Origin of the sequence: Sphingobium sp. LSP13-1-1.1 (assembly GCF_040676415.1) — a bacterium.
GTDB lineage: Bacteria > Pseudomonadota > Alphaproteobacteria > Sphingomonadales > Sphingomonadaceae > Sphingobium.
The window spans coordinates 19972-43503 of sequence record NZ_JBEGHU010000056.1 but is presented as its reverse complement, the minus strand read 5'-3'; the positions used below and the strand labels follow the sequence as shown (position 1 = coordinate 43503).

The 23532-nt window shown below is 61.3% G+C and carries 23 protein-coding genes and 2 pseudogenes; 13 read left to right on the top strand and 12 right to left on the bottom strand.

Features of this window, described 5'->3' with window-relative positions:
- The 11 genes and pseudogenes from MRBLSP13_RS19135 to MRBLSP13_RS19085 all read left to right on the top strand — a co-directional run.
- Nucleotides 1-366 carry an L-rhamnose mutarotase gene (locus MRBLSP13_RS19135; RefSeq protein ID WP_363756103.1) on the top strand — a complete coding sequence of 122 codons (366 nt, stop codon included), beginning with the start codon at nucleotides 1-3 and terminating at the stop codon, nucleotides 364-366.
- Nucleotides 363-1094 (top strand): SDR family oxidoreductase, encoded by a 732-nt coding sequence (locus tag MRBLSP13_RS19130; protein WP_363737814.1) that lies wholly within the window; start codon nucleotides 363-365, stop codon nucleotides 1092-1094. The genes MRBLSP13_RS19135 and MRBLSP13_RS19130 overlap by 4 nt, the downstream gene beginning before the upstream one ends.
- An 8-nt stretch (nucleotides 1095-1102) precedes the next feature.
- Nucleotides 1103-2269, top strand: a complete 1167-nt coding sequence (gene lldD, locus MRBLSP13_RS19125) for an FMN-dependent L-lactate dehydrogenase LldD (RefSeq protein ID WP_363756101.1) — start codon at nucleotides 1103-1105, stop codon at nucleotides 2267-2269.
- Nucleotides 2270-2271: 2 nt separating this feature from the next.
- A complete protein-coding gene (locus tag MRBLSP13_RS19120; RefSeq protein WP_363737811.1) occupies nucleotides 2272-3126 on the top strand; it encodes a fumarylacetoacetate hydrolase family protein in 855 nt (284 codons plus the stop codon).
- A 14-nt stretch (nucleotides 3127-3140) separates the two neighbouring features.
- The gene (locus tag MRBLSP13_RS19115; protein WP_363756099.1) at nucleotides 3141-4190 is read left to right on the top strand and encodes an aldo/keto reductase; all 1050 of its coding nucleotides are present in this window, start codon (nucleotides 3141-3143) and stop codon (nucleotides 4188-4190) included.
- Nucleotides 4187-5161, top strand: coding sequence for a 2-hydroxyacid dehydrogenase (locus tag MRBLSP13_RS19110; RefSeq protein WP_363756097.1), 975 nt, complete (start codon nucleotides 4187-4189; stop codon nucleotides 5159-5161). Before MRBLSP13_RS19115 ends, MRBLSP13_RS19110 begins: the two co-directional genes overlap by 4 nt.
- Complete coding sequence (locus MRBLSP13_RS19105) at nucleotides 5151-5951, top strand: kinase (RefSeq protein ID WP_363756095.1); 801 nt, start codon at nucleotides 5151-5153, stop codon at nucleotides 5949-5951. The genes MRBLSP13_RS19110 and MRBLSP13_RS19105 overlap by 11 nt, the downstream gene beginning before the upstream one ends.
- Before the next feature lie 56 nt (nucleotides 5952-6007).
- Nucleotides 6008-6241 (top strand): hypothetical protein, encoded by a 234-nt coding sequence (locus MRBLSP13_RS19100; protein WP_363737805.1) that lies wholly within the window; start codon nucleotides 6008-6010, stop codon nucleotides 6239-6241.
- Nucleotides 6242-6651: 410 nt separating this feature from the next.
- Nucleotides 6652-7077, top strand: a complete 426-nt coding sequence (locus tag MRBLSP13_RS19095) for a nuclear transport factor 2 family protein (protein WP_363756093.1) — start codon at nucleotides 6652-6654, stop codon at nucleotides 7075-7077.
- A 35-nt stretch (nucleotides 7078-7112) separates the two neighbouring features.
- Nucleotides 7113-7766: a nuclear transport factor 2 family protein gene (locus tag MRBLSP13_RS19090; RefSeq protein ID WP_363756091.1), complete on the top strand. Its 654-nt coding sequence runs from the start codon at nucleotides 7113-7115 to the stop codon at nucleotides 7764-7766.
- A gap of 93 nt (nucleotides 7767-7859) precedes the next feature.
- Nucleotides 7860-8003 (top strand): annotated as a pseudogene (locus MRBLSP13_RS19085) (IS3 family transposase); the annotation flags it as partial.
- Between the two features lie 36 nt (nucleotides 8004-8039).
- Here MRBLSP13_RS19085 and MRBLSP13_RS19080 read toward each other — a convergent pair.
- From MRBLSP13_RS19080 to MRBLSP13_RS19055, 6 genes are all read right to left on the bottom strand, one after another.
- Nucleotides 8040-8831: an SDR family NAD(P)-dependent oxidoreductase gene (locus tag MRBLSP13_RS19080; protein ID WP_363737799.1), complete on the bottom strand. Its 792-nt coding sequence runs from the start codon at nucleotides 8829-8831 to the stop codon at nucleotides 8040-8042.
- A gap of 30 nt (nucleotides 8832-8861) precedes the next feature.
- The gene (locus MRBLSP13_RS19075; protein ID WP_363737797.1) at nucleotides 8862-9641 is read right to left on the bottom strand and encodes an SDR family NAD(P)-dependent oxidoreductase; all 780 of its coding nucleotides are present in this window, start codon (nucleotides 9639-9641) and stop codon (nucleotides 8862-8864) included.
- 285 nt (nucleotides 9642-9926) lie between these two features.
- Nucleotides 9927-10856: an AraC family transcriptional regulator gene (locus tag MRBLSP13_RS19070; protein ID WP_363737796.1), complete on the bottom strand. Its 930-nt coding sequence runs from the start codon at nucleotides 10854-10856 to the stop codon at nucleotides 9927-9929.
- 543 nt (nucleotides 10857-11399) lie between these two features.
- Nucleotides 11400-12872: an acyl-CoA reductase gene (locus MRBLSP13_RS19065; RefSeq protein WP_363756089.1), complete on the bottom strand. Its 1473-nt coding sequence runs from the start codon at nucleotides 12870-12872 to the stop codon at nucleotides 11400-11402.
- Nucleotides 12872-14266: a hypothetical protein gene (locus MRBLSP13_RS19060; RefSeq protein ID WP_363756087.1), complete on the bottom strand. Its 1395-nt coding sequence runs from the start codon at nucleotides 14264-14266 to the stop codon at nucleotides 12872-12874. The genes MRBLSP13_RS19065 and MRBLSP13_RS19060 overlap by 1 nt, the downstream gene beginning before the upstream one ends.
- 57 nt (nucleotides 14267-14323) lie before the next feature.
- Nucleotides 14324-15700, bottom strand: coding sequence for a phenylacetate--CoA ligase family protein (locus MRBLSP13_RS19055; RefSeq protein ID WP_363756085.1), 1377 nt, complete (start codon nucleotides 15698-15700; stop codon nucleotides 14324-14326).
- 478 nt (nucleotides 15701-16178) lie between these two features.
- Here MRBLSP13_RS19055 and MRBLSP13_RS19050 point away from each other — a divergent pair, with 478 nt between their 5' ends.
- Both MRBLSP13_RS19050 and trxC read left to right on the top strand, forming a co-directional pair.
- On the top strand, nucleotides 16179-16532 hold the full coding sequence (locus tag MRBLSP13_RS19050) for a hypothetical protein (protein ID WP_363756083.1): 354 nt from the start codon (nucleotides 16179-16181) through the stop codon (nucleotides 16530-16532).
- A complete protein-coding gene (gene trxC, locus MRBLSP13_RS19045) occupies nucleotides 16529-16972 on the top strand; it encodes a thioredoxin TrxC (RefSeq protein ID WP_363756081.1) in 444 nt (147 codons plus the stop codon). The genes MRBLSP13_RS19050 and trxC overlap by 4 nt, the downstream gene beginning before the upstream one ends.
- A gap of 8 nt (nucleotides 16973-16980) precedes the next feature.
- Here trxC and cydX read toward each other — a convergent pair whose 3' ends face one another.
- The 6 genes and pseudogenes from cydX to MRBLSP13_RS19015 form a co-directional block, all read right to left on the bottom strand.
- Nucleotides 16981-17082 (bottom strand): cytochrome bd-I oxidase subunit CydX, encoded by a 102-nt coding sequence (gene cydX, locus MRBLSP13_RS19040; RefSeq protein ID WP_363737785.1) that lies wholly within the window; start codon nucleotides 17080-17082, stop codon nucleotides 16981-16983.
- A 10-nt stretch (nucleotides 17083-17092) separates the two neighbouring features.
- Nucleotides 17093-17822 (bottom strand): annotated as a pseudogene (locus MRBLSP13_RS19035) (IS3 family transposase); the annotation flags it as partial.
- Between the two features lie 439 nt (nucleotides 17823-18261).
- Nucleotides 18262-20031 (bottom strand): flavin-containing monooxygenase, encoded by a 1770-nt coding sequence (locus MRBLSP13_RS19030; RefSeq protein WP_363756079.1) that lies wholly within the window; start codon nucleotides 20029-20031, stop codon nucleotides 18262-18264.
- 181 nt (nucleotides 20032-20212) lie between these two features.
- A complete protein-coding gene (locus tag MRBLSP13_RS19025; protein WP_363756077.1) occupies nucleotides 20213-21094 on the bottom strand; it encodes a VOC family protein in 882 nt (293 codons plus the stop codon).
- Between the two features lie 67 nt (nucleotides 21095-21161).
- Nucleotides 21162-22292: a Rieske 2Fe-2S domain-containing protein gene (locus tag MRBLSP13_RS19020; protein WP_363756075.1), complete on the bottom strand. Its 1131-nt coding sequence runs from the start codon at nucleotides 22290-22292 to the stop codon at nucleotides 21162-21164.
- Nucleotides 22293-22311: 19 nt separating this feature from the next.
- Nucleotides 22312-23514 (bottom strand): cytochrome P450, encoded by a 1203-nt coding sequence (locus tag MRBLSP13_RS19015; RefSeq protein ID WP_363756073.1) that lies wholly within the window; start codon nucleotides 23512-23514, stop codon nucleotides 22312-22314.
- Nucleotides 23515-23532: the final 18 nt, after the last annotated feature.

Below are 23532 nucleotides of genomic sequence, written 5' to 3'. Positions count from 1 at the left end.
ATGGGAACGCACCGGGTGGTCCGCATCATGGACCTCGCCACCGATGCCGCGGCGATCGCCGCCTATGACGATGCGCATCGCGTGGGCCGGACGCCGGTTGCCGTCGTCGAGGCGCAGCATCGTCATGGCATCGTCGAGATGGAGATCTTCCGGGCCGGCCACCGTCTGGTCATGATCCTGACGCTGGCCGAGGATTTCGACGCGGAGGGATTGCGGCGGATCGAGCGCGATCATCCCCAGCTGATCGCATGGCAGGCCCGCATGGCCGAGCTTCAACGGGCGCCATTTGCCGATGGCGAACCCTGGCCGGTGGCGCATCGCGTCTTCCGGCAGAGTGATCATCTATCGAATGAGGACAGGATATGAACAGACTGGCGGGCAAGCGCGCCCTCGTGACCGGGGCGGCGCAGGGGATTGGCCGCGCGACGGTGGAATTGTTCCTGCGCGAAGGCGCGGAGGTGATCGCACTGGACGTGCAGGCGGAGGCGCTGGCGACGCTGGCCGGGTGCCGGACGAAGGTGGTCGACCTGCTCGACGCCGTGGCGGTCGACGCCTTGGGCACGGAGGTCGGGACGATCGACGTGCTGGTCAATTGCGCGGGCTATGTCGATGCCGGCGACCTGCTCTCCACCGGGGAACGGGGCTATCGCCTGTCGTTCGACCTCAACGTCGATGCCGCGATGCGGATGATCCGCACCTTCCTGCCCGGCATGATCGCCGCGGGTGGCGGGTCCATCGTCAACGTCGCGTCGGTGGCGGGGGCGATGATCGGCGTTCCTGACCGCTTCGCCTATTGCGTGTCCAAGGGCGCGCTGGGCGGGCTGACCAGATCGGTGGCCGTGGATTATGTGCGGCACGGCGTCCGCTGCAACGCGATCTGCCCTGGCACCGTGCAGTCTCCGTCACTCGACCAGCGGCTCGCGGCGACCGGCGATGCCGAGGCTGCGCGCGCGGCCTTCATTGCGCGCCAGCCGATGGGGCGGATCGGCACCGCTGAAGAGATTGCCGCACTGGCCCTCTATCTCGCCTCCGACGAAAGCAGCTATATCACCGGGAGCCTGATGGCGATCGATGGCGGCTGGACGATGGCCTGAGCCGCCCGATGACGATCATCGCCTCCATCGACGACTTCCGCACCGCCGCCCGGCGGCGGCTGCCGCGTTTCCTGTTCGACTATGCCGATGGGGCCGCCTTTTCGGAGGTCACCTGCCGCCGCAACGTCGACGACCTGCACGCCACGGTGCTGCGCCAGCGCGTGTTGCAGGACGTGGCCGCGCTCGACCTGCGCACGACGCTGTTCGGTCGCGAGCAGCCGCTGCCGGTGGTACTGGGTCCGATCGGCATCGCCGGCATGTTCCGCCGACGCGGCGAAACGCAGGCGGCGCGGGGAGCCCATCGGCACGGCGTGCCCTTCACGCTGTCGACCGTCGGCATTTGCAGCATGAAGGAACTGCGCGGGGCGGCGTCGGACGGGCCGTTGTGGTTCCAACTCTACGTCATCCGCGACCGCGGCTTCATGCGGGAACTTCTGGCGCGGGCGAAAGAAGCGGGCGCGCAGGCGCTGGTGTTTACCGTCGACATGCCCATACCCGGCATCCGTTATCGCGACGCGCATTCGGGGATGTCGGGGCCGGGCGCCGCAATGAAGCGCGTCGCCCAGGCGATCGGCAAGCCAGGGTGGGCATGGGACGTCGGACTGCGTGGTCGTCCGCACCGGCTCGGCAATCTGGAGCCAGTGCTGGGCAATGCCAGCGGCCTGAACGATTACATGGGCTGGCTGGGCGCGAACTTCGACCCCGGCATCCGCTGGAACGACCTCGACTGGCTGCGCGCCGAATGGGACGGGCCGCTCATCATCAAGGGCATCCTCGATCCGGAGGATGCCCGCGCCGCCGCCGATTACGGCGCGGACGGCATCGTCGTGTCGAACCATGGCGGACGACAACTCGATGGCGTGATGTCGACCGCCGCCGCTTTGCCGCGTATCGCCGCCGCAGTAGGCGACCAGTTGACCGTGCTCGCCGATTCCGGTGTCCGCTCCGGCCTTGATGTCGTCCGCCTGCTGGCGCTGGGGGCGAAGGGCGTGCTGCTCGGCCGGGCATGGCTGTGGGCGCTCGCCGCCGAAGGCGAGGCGGGCGTTGCGCGGATGCTCGCCATGCTCGCACACGAGATGCGGGTCGCCATGACGCTGACCGGCGTCAATGCCGTTTCCGCAATCGACCACAGCATCCTCGCCAATGTTTCCAACAATTTTTCGACAAAGGAATAGCCATGAAACTCTGCCGCTTCGGCACCACCGGTCACGAAAAGCCGGGCATGATCGATACCGCCGGCCGCATCCGCGACCTGTCCGGGCATGTCGCCGACATCGATCCTGCCGCGATCTCGGTGGAGGGACTGCGCCGCCTCGCCGCGCTCTCCGCAGACGATCTGCCGCTGGTCGATGCGGGGGTCCGCTACGGTCCGCCGGTCACTGGCACCCGCAAGTTCATCGCGATCGGCCTGAACTATGCCGACCACGCCGCTGAATCGAACCTGCCGATCCCGGAAGAGCCGGTCGTGTTCAACAAATGGGTGAACTGCATCCAGGGCCCGAACGACCCGGTCGTGATCCCGCGCGGATCGAAGAAGACCGATTGGGAGGTCGAACTGGGCATCGTCATCGGCACCCCGGCGCACGACGTTCCGGTCGACAAGGCGCTGGATCATGTCGCCGGCTATCTGGTCGTCAACGACGTGTCGGAACGCGAATGGCAGACCGAGCGCGGCGCCACCTGGGACAAGGGCAAGGGCTTCCCGACCTTCGGGCCGATCGGCCCGTGGCTGGTCACCGCCGACGAGGTTGGCGACCCGCAGGCATTGTCGATGTGGCTCGACGTCAACGGCAAGCGGATGCAGACCGGCAGCACCGCGACGATGATATTCCCCATCGCCGAGATCGTCGCTTATTGTTCGCAGTTCATGGCGCTGGAACCCGGCGACATCATCACCACCGGCACACCGCCGGGCGTCGGGCTCGGCCAGAAGCCCGAGCCCTGCTATCTGAAGGCGGGCGACGTGGTGACACTCGGCATCGAGGGCCTGGGCGAGCAGCGCCAGGACTTCGTCGCCGCGGCGAATGGTTGAACGGGACCGGCGCGATGACCCTTCCGACCCGCCCGCTCGGGCAGACAAAGATCCGGCTGACCGAGATCGGCTTCGGCGCCGCGTCGCTCGGCAACCTCAACCGGCGGATCGACGATGCGACCGGGCGGGCGGCGATCGACGCGGCGATCGCGGCGGGGGTCGGCTTCGTCGACACCGCCCCCTTTTACGGACGGGGCCTGAGCGAGCGGCGCGTCGGCGATGCACTGCGGGAAGCGGATCGCGCGATCATCCTGTCGACGAAGGTCGGGCGGCTGCTGACGCCCGATGCGTCGGCGACCGCGGAGGAAGCGCGCGACGGCTTCCTCTCGCCAATGCCGTTCCGGGTCGTGTACGACTATAGCCGCGACGGCATATTGCGCTCGTTCGAGGCGAGCCTGCACCGCCTCGGGCTCGACCGGGTCGACATGCTGTTCGTCCATGACATCGGTCGGATGGTGCAGGGCGACGCGCACGATCGTCACTGGGCCGAACTGACGACGGGCGGCGGGTTCGACGCGCTGGAGTCGTTGCGTGACCAGGGGGCGATCGGTGCGTTCGGACTGGGCGTGAACGAGGTCGAGGTCTGCATCGACGCGATCCACGCCGCGCCGATCGACGTCCTCCTGCTCGCCAACCGCTACACGCTGCTCGAACAGACGCCGCTCGACACGCTGTTTCCGCTGTGCGCGAAGAACGGCGTGTCGGTGATCGCCGGCGCACCGTACAACAGCGGTATTCTCGCGACCGGGACGCGCACCGGCGGTACGCCCTATTACGACTATGGCCCGGCACCGGACGAGATCGTCGCACGCGTCCGGCGGATCGAGGCCGTTGCCGACGCGTGGCAGGTGCCGCTGGCCGCCGCCGCGCTGCAATTCCCGCTTGCCCATCCCTGCGTCGTCAGCGTCCTCCCCGGCATCGGTGATCCGCGCCGGCTGGCGCAGACGCTGGACCTGTATCGCCGTCCGATACCCGGAGGCTTCTGGCAGGCGCTGGTGACGGAGGGCCTGTTGCGAAGCGACGCGCCAGTGCCGACGGCGCGGGACGAAGCGGTTCGGGCATGACGGCGGCGCATCCCTCCATCCGCGTGATGCGCCGGCTGCCGACGGAGGTCGAACGCGTGCTCGCGGAGCGGCTTGGTGCCCGGCTGAACCCGGACGACGTGCCGCTCGACCGGTCGCAGCTGGCCGACGCCATGCGGGACGTCGACATCCTCGTCCCGACGATCACCGATCGCATCGATGCGGAACTGCTGACGGTGCCGGGACGCCGGGTGCGGCTGATCGCCAGCTACGGCGCCGGCGTCGACCACATCGACCTGGCCGCCGCGCGCGATGTCGGGATCGCGGTCACCAACACGCCCGACGCGCTGACCGAGGCGACGGCCGAACTCGCCATCCTGCTGATGCTGATGGCGGCTCGCCGCGCGGGCGAGGGCGAACGCGAGGTTCGCGCCGGCGCGTGGACAGGCTGGCGTCCCACCCATCTGGTCGGAAACGGGCTGCACGGCCGCGTCCTCGCGCTCGTTGGCTTCGGCCGCATCGCGCAAGCCACGGCCGCGAAGGCGCGCGGGCTCGGCATGACGATCCGCTACTTCAATCGCTCCCCGGTCGATCCGGCGGTGACGGCGCAGCTTGCCGCGGAGCCGGTCGACACGCTGGTTGATCTGGTCCGAGGCGCAGATGTGGTGTCGCTGCATACGCCGGGCGGCGCGGCGACGCGTCACATGATCGACCGGGGGATCCTGCGCGCGATGCAACCCCATGCGATCCTAGTGAACACGGCGCGTGGGCCGGTGATCGACGAGGCCGCGCTCGTCGAGGCGCTGGAGGCGGGCTGGATCGGTGCCGCCGCCCTGGATGTCTATGCGGAGGAGCCGGTGGTGCATCCCGGATTGCTCGCCCATTCGCGCTCCGTCCTGCTGCCTCATCTCGGCAGTGCGACGATCGAGGCGCGCAACGCGATGGGAATGCAGGCCATCGCCAACATCGACGCATTCCTGTCAGGCAAGGCGCTGCCCAACCGTGTCGCCTGACGATCGGCTGATCGCCGCGATCGAGGCGGCGGCGGCGCAGAGCCCCGACCGTCCGCTGGTCGTGGGCATTTGCGGCGCGCAGGGAAGTGGCAAGTCGACGCTGGTGGCCCGCCTCGCGCAGCGTCTGGACCGTGTCGCCACGCTCTCACTCGACGATCTCTACCTCACGCGGGCGGAGCGCGAGGCATTGGCCCAGGATGTCCATCCATTGCTCCGCACACGCGGCGTGCCGGGCACCCATGACATCGACCTGGGAATGGCCGTGATGGCGTCGCTGGATCGCGACGCCGCTGTTCGGCTGCCTCGTTTCGACAAGGCGATCGACGATCGATCACCGGAAACGTCATGGCCGATGGCAGCCGCAAACACCCGTATCATGCTGTTCGAGGGATGGTGCGTCGGCGCGCTGCCGCAGGAAAGCGAGGCGCTAGCGGAACCGGCCAATGCGCTGGAGCGGGAAGAGGATCGCGACGGCACATGGCGCCGATATGTAAACGACATGTTGGCCGGGCCTTACCGCTCCCTGTTCGCGCGCATCGACTTCCTGATATTCCTCGCCGCACCAGGCTGGGATGTCGTGCATGGCTGGCGGCTCGAACAGGAAGAGGCACTGCGTCAGAGCGGCGCGCCAGGCGACGCTATCATGACCACAGCGGATATCAGCCGGTTCATCAGCCATTACGAGCGTCTGACACGTCATATATTGGCTGAAATGCCGGAACGAGCCGATATCGTCATGTTCCTGGACGCCAATCGGCATGGCATATCGATCGACTGGCCTAGCCCGTAGGTATAGCTGGTCCTCGGGCCAGTGTTGAATAGTTTCACGATAGCCGAAGCCGACCAGTGAACGATGCCTTCGGCAAGTCGCCTGGGAACCGGTCGGCAATCCGCAAGGGCCCCTTTTATGCGGCGAACATTTCGACTGTGAACAAATACAGCTTCACGCAGGTCTTCATGCTCGGCGGGCTGGAGGTCGACGAGCGGACCGGTGGCGTCGTGGACGCCAGCGGCATGACGATAGCCGACGCCTTTTCGGGACGTCGCGCCGGAAGTGCTGCAGCCGAGCGCGGCCTATGATCGACTTCCGCGAATGCGGCCGAGTAGCATCCTGTTCAGACGGCGACCCGTCCGGTGCGTTCGCACGCGAGACACGCAGGACGGTGTCGACGACCGGATTGAGCGGCACCAGATCGATGGACGGCAAGATCGCGGCGAAGACGATCTGGAACAGCCAGGCCTGCAGCGATCCGGCCACCTCGAGGTCCGACAGGCGGGGCGTACGCAGGGTTGCGCAAGGCTCCCAAAGACATTGTACCGTGCCGAACGCCAGCGATAGCGTTGTTTGGCGAGGGCCTTAAAGCTTTCGGGCGCTGCCCTTCAGGCGACGGCCCATTACGGCATCTAGGCCACACGGACGATTGCGGCAGGGCGCGGAGCGCGCATCACGGAAGCCGGATGGGAACCGCACGTTTCCGGAGGATGAGCCGATGCGTCAGATCGCGGCCGAGGATTTCATTGCCATCTACAACCTGATGGGCCGCTACGGCCACATCATGGACGAATGTTCCGCCGCCGGCGGTCCGTGGGATCGACTTGGCGAGATCTTCACTCCCGAGGCGGTGTTCGAAGTGGAGCCGTATGGCGTGCGGCTGAATAGCCTGCGCGAGTTGCAGGACGCCTGGGGCGCATCAGTGCACCCCTGGGGTCATCACGTGACCAACCTGGTGGTCGATCCCGACGGGCCGGACGGGGCCCGCTGCGATTCCAAGATTGTGATCGTGCTCGCCGATGCCCGGACGATGACCGGGGTCTATCGTGACCGGTTGACCCGCACCACCGCCGGGTGGCGGATCACGCATCGCCATTGCGTCATGCGGCTGATCGATCCCGACGCGCCCAAGCCGGTCATGTGATCCGGGCGGCGGGAAGTATGGTGGAGAGGCAGCAAATGACCGACGCAGAAAAGATCGACCGACTGTGCAGGACGGTGGAAGCCCTGCAGGCCGAAGTGCAGCACCTGCACGACCGCATGGCAGTGCGCGACGTGGCGATCCGCCTCGCGCGCGGGGACGACCGGTTGGACAAGGATATCCTGTTCACCGCCTATGCCGATGATGCGATCGACGACCATCTGGGCTTCTGCGGCAGCCGCGAGGAATTTTTCGAATGGATCTGGGATTCGCACAAGCGGTCCATCGAAACCACGCTGCATCATACGACCAACCAGACTTGCGAGTTCATCGACGCGGACACAGCGATTACGGAAACCTACTGGATTTTCACCGGCCCGCTGCTCGACGGCAGCAATTCGATCGCGTTTGGCCGCTATCTCGACCGGGTGGAGCGGCGGCCGGAAGGTTGGCGGATCGCCTTCCGCTATGCGACGATCGACGGCTGCTGCAACATTCCTGGGGCGCCGATCCCGTTCCGGTGGGCGCCGGATCGCCTTGCCAACGGCGTACCCAGCCAGACGCGCGAGGATCCGTCCTATCGCCGCCCGTTCGTGAACCTGCGCGAACGCTTCGTGCCGCCGGACGGAATCGATTACGACACGGTCCGCGACCTTGCGACCTATTCCCGAGGTCCGCACCCGGCGGGCTGAACCAGCGGAACGTCGTAGGCGCGCACGCAGTCGCCGCTGATGCGGTCGATACCGTTCTCGGTGAAGCCGATGTCGGCCAGCTTGTACTGCTGATGGCGGCGGCATCACAAAACTGACAGGCCGCACAGCTCGCTGGGCTATCGCCCCTCGGCGCCGAAAACGGCTACGCCGCCATCGGCTCCCTCCGGTTCCGCTTCGCTCCACCTTCGGCCCGCCACGGCGCCAGAGGCAACAATGCGCCAACTATCAAAGCAGACCACCCGGCAGGGCCAATCAAGACTGCGCTATGGAATTGCTCAGCAGCGGGATGCTCATGCCACCATCGACGCGGATGATCTGGCCGTTGATGAAAGCGGCGTCATCCGAAAGCAGGAAGGTCGCCGCGCTCGCAATGTCTTCGGGTTCTCCCAGGCGAGGCCCGGCCGTCTGCTTCAGGATGAGTTCGAGGGGCAGCGCATCCCCCATGGCCACCGCATTTTCGACCATTATCATGCCGGGCTGGATGGCGTTGCAGCGGATCTTCTGTTTGCCGAACCGCACGGCGACATGCCTGGTCAGCGCATCGACGCCCGCCTTGGATGCGCAATAGCCCACCATCGCCGAATCGCCGCGTGAAGCCGCCAGCGACGAGGTTTGCACGATGGCACCGCCGCCGGTCTTCAGCATATGAGGGATAGCCGCCCGACATGAAAGAAAATAACCTGTCAGATTGGTCGTCAGCGACCGCGCGAAAATCTCGGGATCGGTGCTAAGAACATCGCCGTCACGATCGAGCAGGTGGAGATCGGCCCCATTGTTGAACAGACCATCGATGCGGCCGTGGTCATGGGCGACGCCGTTCATCAGGTCCAGCAGGCTGTCGCCGTTCGAAAGATCGGCCAATCGGAATTCGGCCCTGCCCCCGCTGTCGTTCAGCTCCTCTGCAAAGGCCTGACCGCGTTCGACGCTTATCCCGCCCAGGATCACGACAGCGCCTTCCTGGGCGAGGCGACGCGATGTTGCAGCACCTATGCCCCGGGTCGCGCCGACCACTATTACGACTTTGCCGTCCATGCGCTTGTTCATCGACATTCCTTCCTTCCCATGACCTGAAGTTCAGTCGCTTGGCCGGTTGCCCGCCATATGCCCGCCATCGACAGGAAAAATGTGACCCGTCACAAAGGAGGCCGCGGGCGAACAGAGCCATACCGCCGCCTCGGCCTGCTCCTCTGCTGTACCGAACCGCCCGATCGGCTCCACCCATTGCTTGATCATTTCCGGATTTGTCCTGCTCACTTCCTCAAGCGCGCCGCGCATCATCGGCGTATCGGTAGCGCCGGGGCATATGGCGTTGACGCGGATGTTGCTGGTCGCAAAGTCCAGAGCGGCCGTTTTGGTCAATCCGGCCACACCGTGCTTGGCACTGACATAGGCGCTCATCGCCGGCGTGCCGATCAGACTGGCCAGCGAGCCGGTATTCACGATCGCGCCGCCGCCTGCCTCCAGCATATGGGGTATTTCATATTTCATGCAGAGAAAGCAGGAGACGGTATTGAGAGCATGACATCGCTCGAATTCAGCCAGCGATATGTCGGTGATCTTCCCGATCGGGCCGCCATGACCCACATGATTGTGCGCCATGTCGATCCGACCATAGGTCTCGATCACAAATTCGATCATGTCGCGAACCGATGCCTCGCTCGTCACATCGGCCCCAATGAAGCGCGCTTCGCCCCCTTGACGCCTGATCTCCTCGACCGTGACATGCCCCCCTTGCGCATCGATATCCGCCACAACGACGCGCGCGCCGCGTTCGGCGAAGAGGCGGGCCGATGCGCGGCCAATTCCGGAACCTGCGCCGGTTACGAGGGCAGTACGCCCTTCAAGCATTTTCATCTGCGCGCTCCATGTCATCCTGCTCCATCCCCTGGGTAGGACCGGTTGCGCCTCAACATCCTCGTCTGTTCAGACAGCGCCCCGGTCCTGACCCCAGGAATTCTGTCGATGTCTCTGCGGCCTAGTGACCCGAATCTGAAGTTCGTCACACTGTTGGATAGGTGTTGAACGAACTTCAGATTCATCAGGGTCACTAGTAAATATATGATTTTAGTGTATTTTTTTGGATTTAAAATACGCTCCCTACCTAGCCGCTATAATGAGGCGTATTTCAAATCCACCACATTAGTCAGAAGACTGATCGGAAGGTCTCGACAGCGACGAGAGTTGATCGGATTGCCGTACGCGGCGCGGCTCCGAACCGAAGGTGCGACGGAAAACCCCCGCAAAATGGCTTGGATCCTCGTAGCCAACTGCAGCAGCTACGCTTCCTATGGAGAGGTTCGAGTTGCGTAAGAGCTCAAGAGCACGGCGCATCCGTCGGTCCTGTATATAGCGGTAAGGCGGAAAGCCGGTAGCGCGTTTAAACGCGCGGGTGAAATGGAAGAGGCTCTGTCCAGTCAAATTGGCAAGCAGCTCCACTCGCAGCGGAGTATCCAGGTGGTCTTCAACATATCTTCTAACCCGCTTCACATCGACCTCACTCAAGCCGGAACTACGTCCGCGATCCCCTGGCACCAGCATGTGTTCTGCAACCAAGCGCGTGGCAAAGGCTTCAGCCATCGTGCGAAACTCGAGGAGGCGCTGATCCTCGTTGAAGCCACGCATCGATTCCAATATGGCCCGTGCAAGATAGAAGAGCCCTGGATCGGAGCAGACGAATGGGTCACACCTCAGATTAGCCAAGGCGCTTTGTTGCCTCTGGATCTTCTGCGCCAGGCCCTCAATCCACCAAGAAGGCATGAACATTTGCAAAATGTCGAATCCGTTGGTCACATTTGCCTCAACGCGAGTGCCCGCCGGTAAAAAACAGATGAAAATATCTGGAAGCGGCCCCTCGATGAGCACAGTATCATCAACGACCAAGCGATGTTGAAGGCTATGCTGGAAATAGACGCTGATGACATGAGTCTTCTCCGGCATCACAGCCCTGTAACGCCAGATAGTATCGGGGGGTGCCGCGACGTGACATGCTGACACTCCCGTCTGGTCGTGATCCTCTACAAGCACATTCAACGGCGTGCGAATAAAGTTTCTAATTTGAAAGCCTGGCATTACGGAAGCCTACCGCCGACGTGGCCTACTGGCGAGCTGTTTGTCGCAAGGAGCGCTCCCGCTTACCCCGCCCCTCACCGTCATGCGGTCGCTTTTCAAGTGTCGCGTTTCGATGGTAGGCCGTTGGTAAATAGCTTAGGTTCCATCAACCAAGTTCCGCACGGAGCAGAGGCGATCAAGCCGCCTTCAGAACGCCATGCTGATCTCTGAGATGGTGCCGGTTTTCTGGACAGGATGCTAAGCTAATCCCGAACAGGCGGCATAACCACGACCAGGATGAGCTTAACTCAGCCGCCAAACTGTCCAAGAAGGCGGCACCACCTCAATACAGTCTGAGCTTGCTGAGCTTGTACACTGCCGGCCGTCGCCAACATCGCAATGGATGACACTGTCGCCGCTCTTATGACTTTCGCCATGTCCTCCCTCCCGCAGATTAATATTCTTTATGGGTCCTCAGCTTTGCAGTGAATCGCCTCCAATGCTCTGAAGAGCATGGGAGCTCGGTCCTCGAGCGCAATTTATCAAAGTGATGGCAAGGCTATTTCACGCTGAAATCTTTTCACGAAGTAACGCATGCCACAATTCGGGTACGTTGCTGCAATCTTCGGACACGACCCAGGTAGCCATTCGTCGGAGAGCCTCGGTACCGTCGTGCGGGACCGTTAGTGAGTCATAGTTGAGCATGTAGCCGAGATCTGTAACCCGTTGCACACCATGCAGCGCCAACGGCAGGCGCAACTTTTCCCGAAGATGCTCCGGGAAGATGCCAACCGTTTGGACGTCGCGCGTAGTTCGGCGCAATGCAGACTCAAAGCTTTTGATCGGCACGATATTGACGGTACGGTGCGCAAGATCCTCAAAGAAGTCTACCGGTTCGTCGCACAGAGAAAGGATCACGCCGCCGTCCCGTCCGCCGCCGATCAGCTCGAACTCCTCGTCGAGCATGGTGAGCGAGTCAAGTTGTGCCGCGAATTCGCTACTGATGCGGGGAGCCGGTGTACTGATCTGCGCTGGAAGCCGCTGGATCGAATCAAACACAAGCCGGCCGAAGCGGCGCAGCTGTGCCCGACTGGTCGGATCCTCGTCGCACTCGACAAATGCCATGCGCGCATTCGCGCAGCCAATCTGGTTGTTGTAACCGACGTCGGCGGCAAGCCGCATCGCCGCCTCGCGCATTGCGTCTTCGCTTTCCAACGCCTCGCGACCTATGAAGGCTCGGCTATTTTTCGGATCGAACATCACAAGATCGAGCCCAGGGCGCAAGTAGCGCGCGATGTGAGTGATCGAGTTCTTCCCACCCCAGGCCACGACGCGGTCGAAGTTCTTCGGGTGGTAAATCTTTTCTTCCAACCCGGTGTCACCGCCTCGCCAGTAAGCCGCGCTCCATGACTTTGTAAGAGGATGATGGGGATCCATGTCGATCAGCGTTCGACCGATGGCAATCGCGGCGCCCAACTCGTTTGAAGGGATCTTCACAAGCGCATATCCGCGAATGAGAGCGTTGCGAATGAAGGTGATCGTTGCAATTCCTGGCGCATTGCCGGCGATGACGTGAACCGTGGGCACGCCGATCGCACGCACCCCGATCGTCCGACCATTATACTGAGTGGTCGTGGCCCACTGATCGATATGCTCGCGTCCGATCGTGTCGATCACGGCTTCGATCCGCTCGCGAGAAAGCATGCCGTTCTTTCCCGCTATTCCCCGAAAGCTGCCGGCGCAGAGGGACGGCGGCATGTCGGAAAATGCCTCGTTGAGTTCAAGCGCCCACTTCAGATGTGGGTTGGTTTCCAAATCCAGGCGATGTCCCAGTTCGACGAGGAAGTTGACGATATCGTCAATCGACAGATCGTAGAGCTCGCTTAGAGCGTGGCGGGACGGCAGGATCAGCTTATCAAGGTATTTAGCGGCATCGGGCGCACTGAACTCTGTGCCGAACCGTCCGGCGTAAGTCATCTCTGGATCATCAATGATCTCGCCTCTGGCGAAGATCGGGATTGAGTAGGATTTCGTCATCAAGAATTCTCCAGCAGGAATTCAGTCGCGTCATCATGGGCCTGCGCTGATCCGGCGCAGCCGATCTTCTCACCATCCTCCGGAATCTTGCCGATTTCGTTGCTAAGGTAAGCGCCGGTTCGCCCGCAGGCGCATGGGTTCCAATTCAATGTAACCTGGTCGCCAGAGACAAAGCCGCCCCAGTAAGTGCTGGCCAAGAGATCGAAGAAGGCGAACCGCCCGGTTTGACTGCCGCTGCGCGGTCGCACCTCGTCGGTATCAACGTCGAGGATGTAGGGAATGGTCGTCGGCGGCAGGTGGTAGTGGCGATGAGGACAGCGGGTAGCGACGCTCATCATCTCGCCCATACCGAAATCTATGTTCATGTTGCGCGCAGGTATACCGAAGGCGGAATACACCTCCTCCTGCCAATTCTCCGGCTCAACCCCATCAGGGAAGCCGCTGCCCACTGAGATCAGCGAGTCCTGAGTGAAAGCACCGGTGGTGCCTCCAGCAAGGAGCTGCCGCGCAAGTGCGTGTACGCTCCCCATCGTACCCAGCACCCAAACGCGCTGCCCGCGATGGGCGTTTATCAGTGTGTCCACCCAGGCAGCATATTGCGCTGGGCCATCGATCTTGATTTGCGCAATCTCATCCTTTCGGGCGAGGAGCCGCGGATTGATGGCGAGCATGCCTTCCTCACCACGCTTGCTCGCCTCCTGGATGCGCCCGGCCAGCGACATCAAATCGGCGTCCATGTAAGCGCTGGGCGCTTTGACGAGGCCTTCGCCGTAGACATCTTCGTAGATAGCGAGATTGATGTTGAAGGGGCGGTTGCCCCCTTTTGGCCCGGGGAAGAAGATCGGCACCTTGTCAACGCCGGGTACCAACGGTCGATAGTGAGCCCGCTCCTCGCCAAACGGCTCCAGCCGCCACTGGCCTCCGCGCCAGTACAGCTGCCATTCCGCGACGGTACGAGGCAGAAATGTCATCTTCCCGGACGTCGTGGTCGAATAGCAGACGATTAGATCTGTCTGCTTGGCGAGCGCTGCAAACCATTCCTCGATAAGTTCTACACCGGCCATGTTAACGTGCGACAGATCGACAACCGTCAACTTGTCCAGCCAGCGTGTCAGCCGCCCAAAATCGCCTTTTTCGAGCCAAGATAGTGGATATGAATTGTAGGTTGAGGCTTTGAATAGCAGTGGGGCCAGGTCATCGAGTGTCGCGATTGCGTCGACCCCTTGTCGCACCGCCAAGGTCTCGAGCATTGCGATCTTGGGGCGCATCTCCGCAAAGCGTCGGCGCGCTCCTTGGATCCACAGCCGCTCGCGCTGTTCATCGGTGATTGAGAAGATCATGTTGTAGGAGGTGTCGACATACCGCTCGGGCGCGTCGATCAGCGTATCGATCAACTCCGAGCGGGGCGGCTCAGTAGGAATTGCGCTCATTTGAGTTGTCCTGTTCCTGGTTCAATCAAACGCCAGTCTGCGAGGTTTGTAAGTGGAGCGCGGCATCGATCCCTGCGGCGCCGAAATCACGGTTGCTGGCACGCCGAGCCTCTCGGAAAGATGGCGCGCAATGGAATCAGCGTCTGGATGCTCGACTTTCAATCGGAGTACGTCGGCCGCGCCTGGCGCTATGCCAAACTCCGGCGCGCCATAAGCCTCCAGTTCCAGTTGGACCTGCACGGGAAGCAGACGCACATCGCCAATCACTGCCATGTCCGCCGTGCGCCCGAGATAGTTCCAACGCATCAGCGTTGATCCAGTTGGGCACGGGTCCGTCCGCTCGACCACAACGTCTTCGGAGTCGAAACGCAGCATGAACTGGTCCATCCCGAACATGGTGACCACGAGATGACCCGGCGTGCCGGGCTCCACCTCGCGCCCGGTGTCCGGATCACAAATTTGCGTGATATAATAATTGACTGGCTGTGCCATACCGGAGTGCGTCTCACCGTCTAATACGGAGAAGCCGATACAGTCTGAAACACCGTAGGTATTGCGGACACGGATGTTGTATGCCGTTTCCAACCGCTTCCGGGGGGTCTCCCATTGCATGCTCGCCTCGATGATTGAGACGATGTTGCCGGACAGCAATTCGGCCAAGTCTAACCCAATTGACCTTGCCGCTTCATCATACAGGTTAAGTTGCGGCAAGGAGAGCATCAGGATGTCGACACCGATTTCCTGCCAAACTCTGATATGGCCGACAGCGTCTTCAACCGAAAAAGGAACGCCAACTGGAATTTCGAGCATGCCCGCATCACGCATGCTGCGCCCACCATTGACGTTGGTCGGATATAGGTTCTGCGGAAAACTGAGTGAGTAATGCATGCCTGGTCGGTAACCGGCGCGCCAATAGATGGTGCGATCGATTTCCCGCATGCGATCTATGTCGTCTATTGTATAGAAGGTATACCACGGGCGACCCGTGGTACCCGATGACCGCGCAATTCGTACTGCATCGGCCAGGTTCACTGCTCGATGGCTGCCGAACGGCGGTAGCGCAGCCTCGTTAGCGCGCAGGTCACTTTTACGGACCATCGGGATGTCGCTAAGGTCCGGAATCGTTCCTGGCTTCAATCCCGCCTGCAAGTATCGCTCACGGTAGAAGGGCAACGTCCAGGCACGCTCCCACTCTGTCGTGAAGGCTGCGTGCTGCAGAGCCCTCCGATCGACGGGCGCCATCGCCTCCAACGTTGGATCGAACAGCGAACGGCTTGTGTTATTGAGATAACCGGGATGTACGGCGCCCAAGCGCTGCGCGCCGATTGACCGCCCGACGCTCTGTCCTTGGGCATCTATACGCATCTGCTGCGCGCCAGCCGCTGTGGCAAGGTTCATCCTCTCTCTCCTCGCACCATGTTTCCGCTTTCAGCGGTATGCTTGGCTTGTTAGATTTTCCGTCTACTCGGCAAACCGCCGCAAAGCGCGGGCATTCTTGCTGCGTAAGGGCGATCCTGCTCATTTAGCTGTTGAAGCCCCGAGCATGCGCGGCGATCCTGCCAAGGCATTCTAGAAAACGACTCGAAAACGACCCGTTCAGGCGCAGAAAACAGCCATTTCTTGAGAGGCTCCATGAGGTGATACCCTCACCGATACCCTGGGACTTTTTATCGGAATGGTTCGATTCCCAAAAGGCTTGACGCACCCGCGATCACGACTCTCGAACTTGGAGCCCTCCGCAGGAAAGGGGCTTCTTCGCAACATCTCGCCAGTTGCCGTCGGCATCCTTCAGCGCATTGGAGTGACATCACGGCCCAGGAGTATACGCTATTCGGCTCATAGTACGATTTCAGCTCTCTGGGTCGCTGGGACAGATATGGCACAGGATCCGCAACCGGCTGCGTCCGGAGAGCGCTTTCAGGAACTCCGATGCCTGGTCGATCGAGGCAAGTATGTCATCTTTCATAGATACACAACTATGCAGACGCTGCCTCAATTGCGATGCGGCCGTCCTCGCGCAGGGCACCGCCCAGGAACCACCACGCGCTCCGGCGCGGTGCTTGCAGCATTGTTCATTGCCGGCGGCATGGCGGGTGGCTTCATCGGAACGTTCGCAGCGCGAAGGCTCGCCGCCAAAGAGGCGCTGAGCCGCGTCTTTGCCCTTCTGATCCTCGCTATCGCCGCCTATATGATGTGGAAGAGCGCAATGGCGCTCGGGGTACACCCATGACCACTGACCGAATCATCCTGTGCCCGGCCTGTGCGACGGCCAATCGCGTTCCGGAGGCTCGGCTTGCCGAGCAGCCGAAGTGCGGCAAATGCGGGCGGCCGCTGTTTATCGGCAAACCGGTCGTGCTTGATGCTGCGGGCTTTGACCGCCTGATCAGGATCGGTACCTTGCCCGTGCTCGTCGATTTCTGGGCTGGCTGGTGCGGTCCCTGCCGCTTGATGGCGCCCCAATTCGAAGCGGCTGCGGCCAGGCTCGAACCGCGTATCCGGCTCGTCAAGATCGATATAGAGGCGGAGCAGGAGCTCGCCGCGCGATACCGGATCCAGTCGATCCCAACGCTGGCGCTCTTCGAGCGAGGACGCGAAATCGCGCGGCAGTCGGGCGTGTTGGATCAAAATGCCATGGTGCGCTGGGTTCAGGGAGCATTGGCCCGGCACTGACCGAGCAGCTACTCCTCGTCCGGCACCGAATGTATCTCGTGCCACAGTCCATTGATTATCGCGAAGGCGACGGCGAGGCCAAGGCCGAGAACCCAGGAAAAATACCACATGGGATTGCCCTCAATAAAAATCTGGATTGCTGCGGACGTCACTCAGAGTGACTCGGCCGAACATGACCTTGAACACGAGCGGGCTGATGCCGCCAAGGTATGAATGGCGGCGGCGGGTGTTGTAGAAGCCGTTGATATACTGAAAGATGGCAGCTTCCGCTTGCCGCCGCGTTGGCCATCGCTGCCGCCAGATGAGTTCGGCCTTCAGATATTTGAAGAACGTTTCGACAGAGGTGTTGTCGTAGCAATTACCCTTGCGGCTCATCGACGGACGCAGGCCGTAGGCCTGCAATTTCTTCTGATAGTCATAGGAGCAATATTCGCTGCCGCGATCGGAATGGAAAAGGCAGCCCTCTGGTGGCTGACGCAGGCGCACCGCCATATCCAGTGCCCTGATCGCCAGTCCTTCTTCATCCTGTCGCTGACAGCCCAGCCCACGACGCGGCGGCTATGCAGGTCGAAGATGACGGCGAGATAGAGCCAACCTTCTGCAGTCCAGACATAGGTGATGTCGCCCGCCCACTTACGATCAGGGGCATCGGCGGCGAAATCACCATCCAGCCAGTTTGCCGCGACACCGAGACGATGATGGCTGTCAGTCGTAACCTTGTGCCTGCGCGTGCGAACTGGCTTGATCCCGTTGATGTTGGCTTCGCCGCCCTTCGGGTCATCAGTCATCCGACCCGGCGCTCGCCAACATCGAGCCCTACTTCCTTCAACTCCATCGTCATCCTCGGGCGGCTTCCATCCCTGCGGAATGACCCTTTCCCAACGGTCTCTAACTGATCGAGGCAGACCGCCCGCACGTCGTTATGAATGCTCTTCCACAAGGCTTTCTCATCTTCTTCCTGTTGTGGGATTGTCTTGTCTATGACATTGCAGACGGCATCGATTAGTCCATAAAACAGTCCGGGAGGTATATCCAGAGTTTCGACATGATGTGGTCCACAGTCCAGTAATATGATTTTGACTTGTTCCGGGGATTCCGGCCATTCCATCAGGCAATAGAGAATCTGCTCGACCATTTGCCCTTCCAATTGCCCGCATTTCGATCGTGCATGTTTGACAAAATGTGCGCGCGCTTCCGGGAAGGTGACGTAATATAGATTAAATACATGTGGAGTAACATCTCCAAGAATATCGCATGCACGTTCCAGAATATTGTCAAGTAATTGCATTTTACTGGATGGCGCCATGTAGGCTTCCTTTGGTCAGAGCGGTTTCCGCCCTGCGTCCCGGATGGGCCGGAGATGTCGACTGCCGGGATTTCCGATCCAGCTGGTTCAGCGCGAGCCCCTCCAGATCCCCGGACTGGCGCCATTGTTCCAACTTTTCGACGAAGGCTCTTACGCCGGCGCCATAGGGTCCGCTCCGCGCTGTCCGGTCATCCAGCTTCCCTTCATTGTTGAAGAAACCCGGCGTGCAGTTCTCCCACAGCCGCGACATCAGGGGCGCCAGCGAAACATGATGGTCGACCCACGCCTGCTCGGCCTTTTCTGTCACTTCGGCCACCCGGACTGCGCGGTCACGAAGCGCCTTGATGACATAGGCCACATGGCGCCCCTGTTCGAGCAGCATATGCATGAAGTTGGCGCCCCAGGCGCTCTGCGTGATGCTGACCATCAGGAAATTTGGGAAACCGTGGACGTGAAAGCCGTGGAGTGTTGTTGCACCACTGGCCCACTTGTCCGCCAGCGTCACGCCGCCGCGACCAATCACCGGGATCACCGGGGCATCGGTGTAGGGCCCGAGCTCGAAGCCCGTGGAATACACGATGCAATCAACATCGACCTCTTTGCCGTCAGCGACGAGACCGGTCGCCATAATCCGCTCGACCCCTTTGCCCTGAGTGTCGATGAGCGTGACGTTCTCGCGATTGTAGACGTCGAGATAGCCATCGTGGAAACAGGGGCGCTTGCACAGGCGGTTGTACCACGCCTTCAGGGATTCGGCGGTCGCCTTGTCCTTGACGACCGCATCGACACGCGCACGAACCTCCTCGCCCGTCCGGTAGTCGGTCAGCTGGAGCAGGTCGCCGATGTCGGCTTCCGACATGTCCGGCGTGATCTGCTGCATGGCGGCAAATGTGCGCCGCGTCCAGCCGTCGTTGACCAGGTCTTCCTTGACCGGGTGCATCGAAACGACGTCGGTGAAGTTTTCGATGCGTTTCATCTGCCAGCCGGAGGGCTGGGACTTGTACCAGGCTTCATCGGTCGGATGCTCGTTGCGCACGTCGATTGCGGAGGGCGTGCGCTGCACGACCGTGAGATGCTTGGACCATTGCGCAAGGTGCGGGATGCACTGGATGGCCGTCGCACCCGTGCCGATGATGGCCACGCGCTTGTCTTTCAGCTTGGTCAGGCCGCCATGGGCGTCACCGCCGGTATAGGCAAAATCCCATCGGCTGGTATGGAAGCTGTGCCCCTTGAATTCCTCGATCCCGGGAATGCCGGGAAGCTTGGGCAATTGCAGCGACCCCGAGGTCATCACGAAATATTTTGCGCGAACCGTATCGCCATGGTCGGTGGTTATGATCCACCTGGCCGCCGGTTCGTCCCAACGCGCTTCCTTTACCGAGGTCTGAAGGAGGGCGTTGTCGTAAAGGCCGAACTTGCGGGCGATGGCTTGGGCATGCGCCATGATTTCGGGGCCGCTGGCGTAATTCGCCTTGGGCATGACGCCCATTTCCTCAAGCAGCGGCATATAGACGTAGGATTCGGTGTCGCAGGCAACGCCGGGATACCGGTTCCAATACCACACCCCGCCAAAATCGGCGGCCTTGTCGATGATGCAGACATCATCGATACCGGCTTGGCGCAGGTATACACCCGCATGTATTCCACCCCAGCCACTACCGAGGATCGCCACCTCGACATCTTTTGAAACGGGATCGCGCGTCAGCGGCGCGGCATTCGGATCGGCCTGAAAGTGGGCCAGCTTGCCTTCCATCCGGGCATATTGCCCCATGCCCTCCGCGCGGACCCGCTTGGCCTTTTCTTCTTCATACTTGCGGAACAGCGCGGCGGTATCGACGCCATTTCCAGAACTTTTCTCGACCATATTCCGTTCCTCTGATCTCTATTTGCACGGCCCTGACGCAGTGAAGCCCGTCAACGTGTCTGAGGGAATGTCAGGCAGGCGTGAACGCGTGGCCCCAGTCGCTGCCGCGTGTCGTTTCGAAGAAGACGTTCTCGCTCCAGTCGTTGATCTCCCGGCCACCGGTGCCGAATTCGAGCGAGAAGCCTGCTGGCGTGCGCATGTAGAAGGAGAGCATCTCGTCGTTGACATGCCGGCCGAGGGTCGCCGTGAGGCTGACGCCGATCCGCTTGGCCCGATCAAGGCAGCGCCCGACGTCGTCGATGCTGTTCGCCTGGAACATGATGTGGATGCAGTGGCCGGGAATAGCCAGTTCCCCCAACGCCATGCTGTGCTGGCGCGGATTGGCGCAATGCAGGAAGCTGACCCGCGCCATCCCGGCAGGGCCGGGGACACGCAGGATATCGGATACCGCAAACCGCCCCGGGCGGTCCCAGAAGGCGAGTTCCGCATCATATTCGTCACTCACCGCCAGCGCGACATGGCCCAAGCCCTGCCTGCCTGTCACGAACCCGCTCACTCCGGCGGGCGAGGTAAATGGAGCGAACTCGGATATCGCGCCCCACGCGATTTCATGTGTTATGCCCGCCGGATCGGTGAAGGAGAAATAGTTCTGCACGCGCCGAAGGTGCGAACCCTGGGGCGTACCATCGTTGATGGCGACCCCGTCTTCCGCGAAACGGGCGCGCGCGGTCGCGAAATGCGCCTCGCACCCGACCAGCCAGCCGCAGGCAAGCAAGCCATCATCATGTCCGGGCAAGACCGCCAGCCGGAAGTCGCGCTCATCAATTTTCAGATAGAGCGAACCATCCGGGCCATCGTGCGCCATCGCGCCGACCACGTCCTGGCCGAATTGCCGCCACGCCGCCGTTTCGGCCGCGCCGACAAGAAGATAGGCCAGTTCTCTGATTTCCATTCCCGCCTCCCCAGTTTGGATGGGACGCATCTGCAACAATTTGTCGATCAGCACTCTAGGCCCTTTGCTAGGCCTCGATCGCCTCGAGCGCGCGCTGGCGGGCATGGCCCTCCTCCGCACCGGCCATTCCCGGTATGGTGTACCGGCCCTCACAGCGGGCGAGCACCCCCGCGACGTCGGCGCGGGGCACGTAGAACTGCTTGTACCAGGTGCGGACCTTCAGGAAGTTGCCGTCGGCAGGCATCTGCATCACCTTCAGGCAGGGTTCCTTGTTGGACCAGATCTCGAAATCCTGCGCAAAGGCATCGAGGCTGAGCTTCTGGAGCGCGCGCGCCTGCACAATGTCCTGGGGGGTCGGCTTGCGCTCGGCGATCTTGCAGAGCACGGCGTGCCAGACGCGCACCGAACCGTCATCGACGGGGGTATGGGCGATGAACATGATCGAATCGTTGGAGTTGTCGCCGATAAAGCGCGAGAGAAGGATGCCGGGACCGGTGTAATAGGTGATGAACTCAGAGATTGGTACATCGTGACCCAGGATCTCGTGCTTGCCGCCCAGCAACTGTGTCACGCGATGGCCGCAGATGATGTTCTCGAAATAGAACTGCTTGGTCGTGGCGTGGATTGGCCCAAGGTGCTGCGTGTCGCAGATATTGTCGATCACCTCGATCTGATGCAGGTTCATCGCGCCGAGTTCGTCGATTTCCCATTGCACATAATGCTGATCATCCCACTCGGGAATTTCAGGCAGATCATAGTCAGGTGCCCCGCCTTCGGGATCATGCCAATAGAAGAGCGCCCCGTATTTCTCGACGACCGGGTAGGCCCCCAGCTCGGCGGCGGGCGGAATCGTCTCGGAATAGGGTATCTTGTTACACTTGCCATCGGGACCGAAGCGCCAGGCATGATAGGGACAATGGATGGATTCTCCCTCGATCTGCTCGCCCCGCTGCGTCATGAATGACGTCGTGCTCTTGCCGATATGCGTGCGCATGTGCGGGCAGTAGGCACCAACCATATAGGCTTTGCCGCTTTCACCGCGGTAAATCACCATATCACGCCCAAAGAAGCGGACACAATAGGGCTTCTGCCCTATCTGGGCAGAGGTCGCCACCATGAACCAGCCTCTAGGGAAGATGAACGGGCCAAGTCCATAATCTTTTGCGGTTGCCATCTCTTTATTCTCCCAAAAATACATCACTGAAATATTTTTCAGGTCATATTCTGATCTGGATTTTGGCAAATCCTGCGATGTTTCCAATGTCAGTTGCGAGCTGCACTTCGTCTTCGACCAGCCGATACTCCGGCGCCATGTCCAGCAATATTTGCAGCATGGTTTTTGCCTGGAGCCGGGCTACATGCGATCCCAGGCAGCGATGGGGACCAAGCCCGAAAGAAAGATGGCGGATGTTGTCGCGGTGGAAATCGATCTCGTGCGGATTTTCATATTCTTCGGGGTCGCGGTTCGCGGCCGCATAGGACATGAAAACCTGTTCACCGGCCCTGACCTGTTGGCCCGCCACGACGACATCCGCGGTTGCCCGACGCACATTGCCTTGCGTCGGCGGGAACACGCGCAGGAATTCCTCGATGGCATTGTCCATCAAATGGGGATTGTGGATCAGTTCGTTCCGGCGGTCCGGGTTGCGCGCCAGCCACACGGCACTCATCCCGAACAGCGCCTGGGTCGTGTCCAGTCCGCCGCCCAGCAGGATCAGGACGATGCCCTCGATCTCGTCGACGCGCAATTTCCGCCCGGCCATCTCGACATTGTACAGATACTCGATCAGGCTGCCCGATATGGGCGCGTCCTTGAGGCGGGCGATTTCCGATCGCATATAGTCGATCATCTTGGCCATGCCCTCAAGGCGCTCTTCCATGGGTTTGCCGCTGTAGATCAGTTCATGGAGCGGCGGCGCGTAATATTCCCAATCCTCGGCCGGCAGGCCGGCGACAAGGCAGGTCACCTTGCCAGTAAGCGGCAGCGCATAGTCCCACTTGAGATCACCTTCACCCTTTTCGACGATCCTGGACATCAAGGCTTCGGCGGTTTCCCGTACGAAGCTCGTCAGCGCCTTGGCCTTGGCGGGGCCGAAGGCCGGGCCCAGAATGGCGCGATAGTCGTATAACTCCGGCGGATCGACATTGATGGGGATCATCAGAGTCGGTTCGAGGTCGGGAATGACATCTGTGGGATAGTTCGAAAAGACGTCGACATTCTTGGCGATTTCGAGGCAATCCGACGCCTTGGTCGATATCCAGAAGCCGCCATAATTTTCGCTATGCGTGAACGGACATTTCTTTTGCATATGTCCGAGAATGTCGATCGAATGACTGCGATATTCCGGGCTATGATGATCGAAATTGGCCGCAAGCTTGTCGAGCTGGGCTTCGGTAAGATCGTTGGTCGGGCTGAACATTGCTGAATCCCTCGAAAA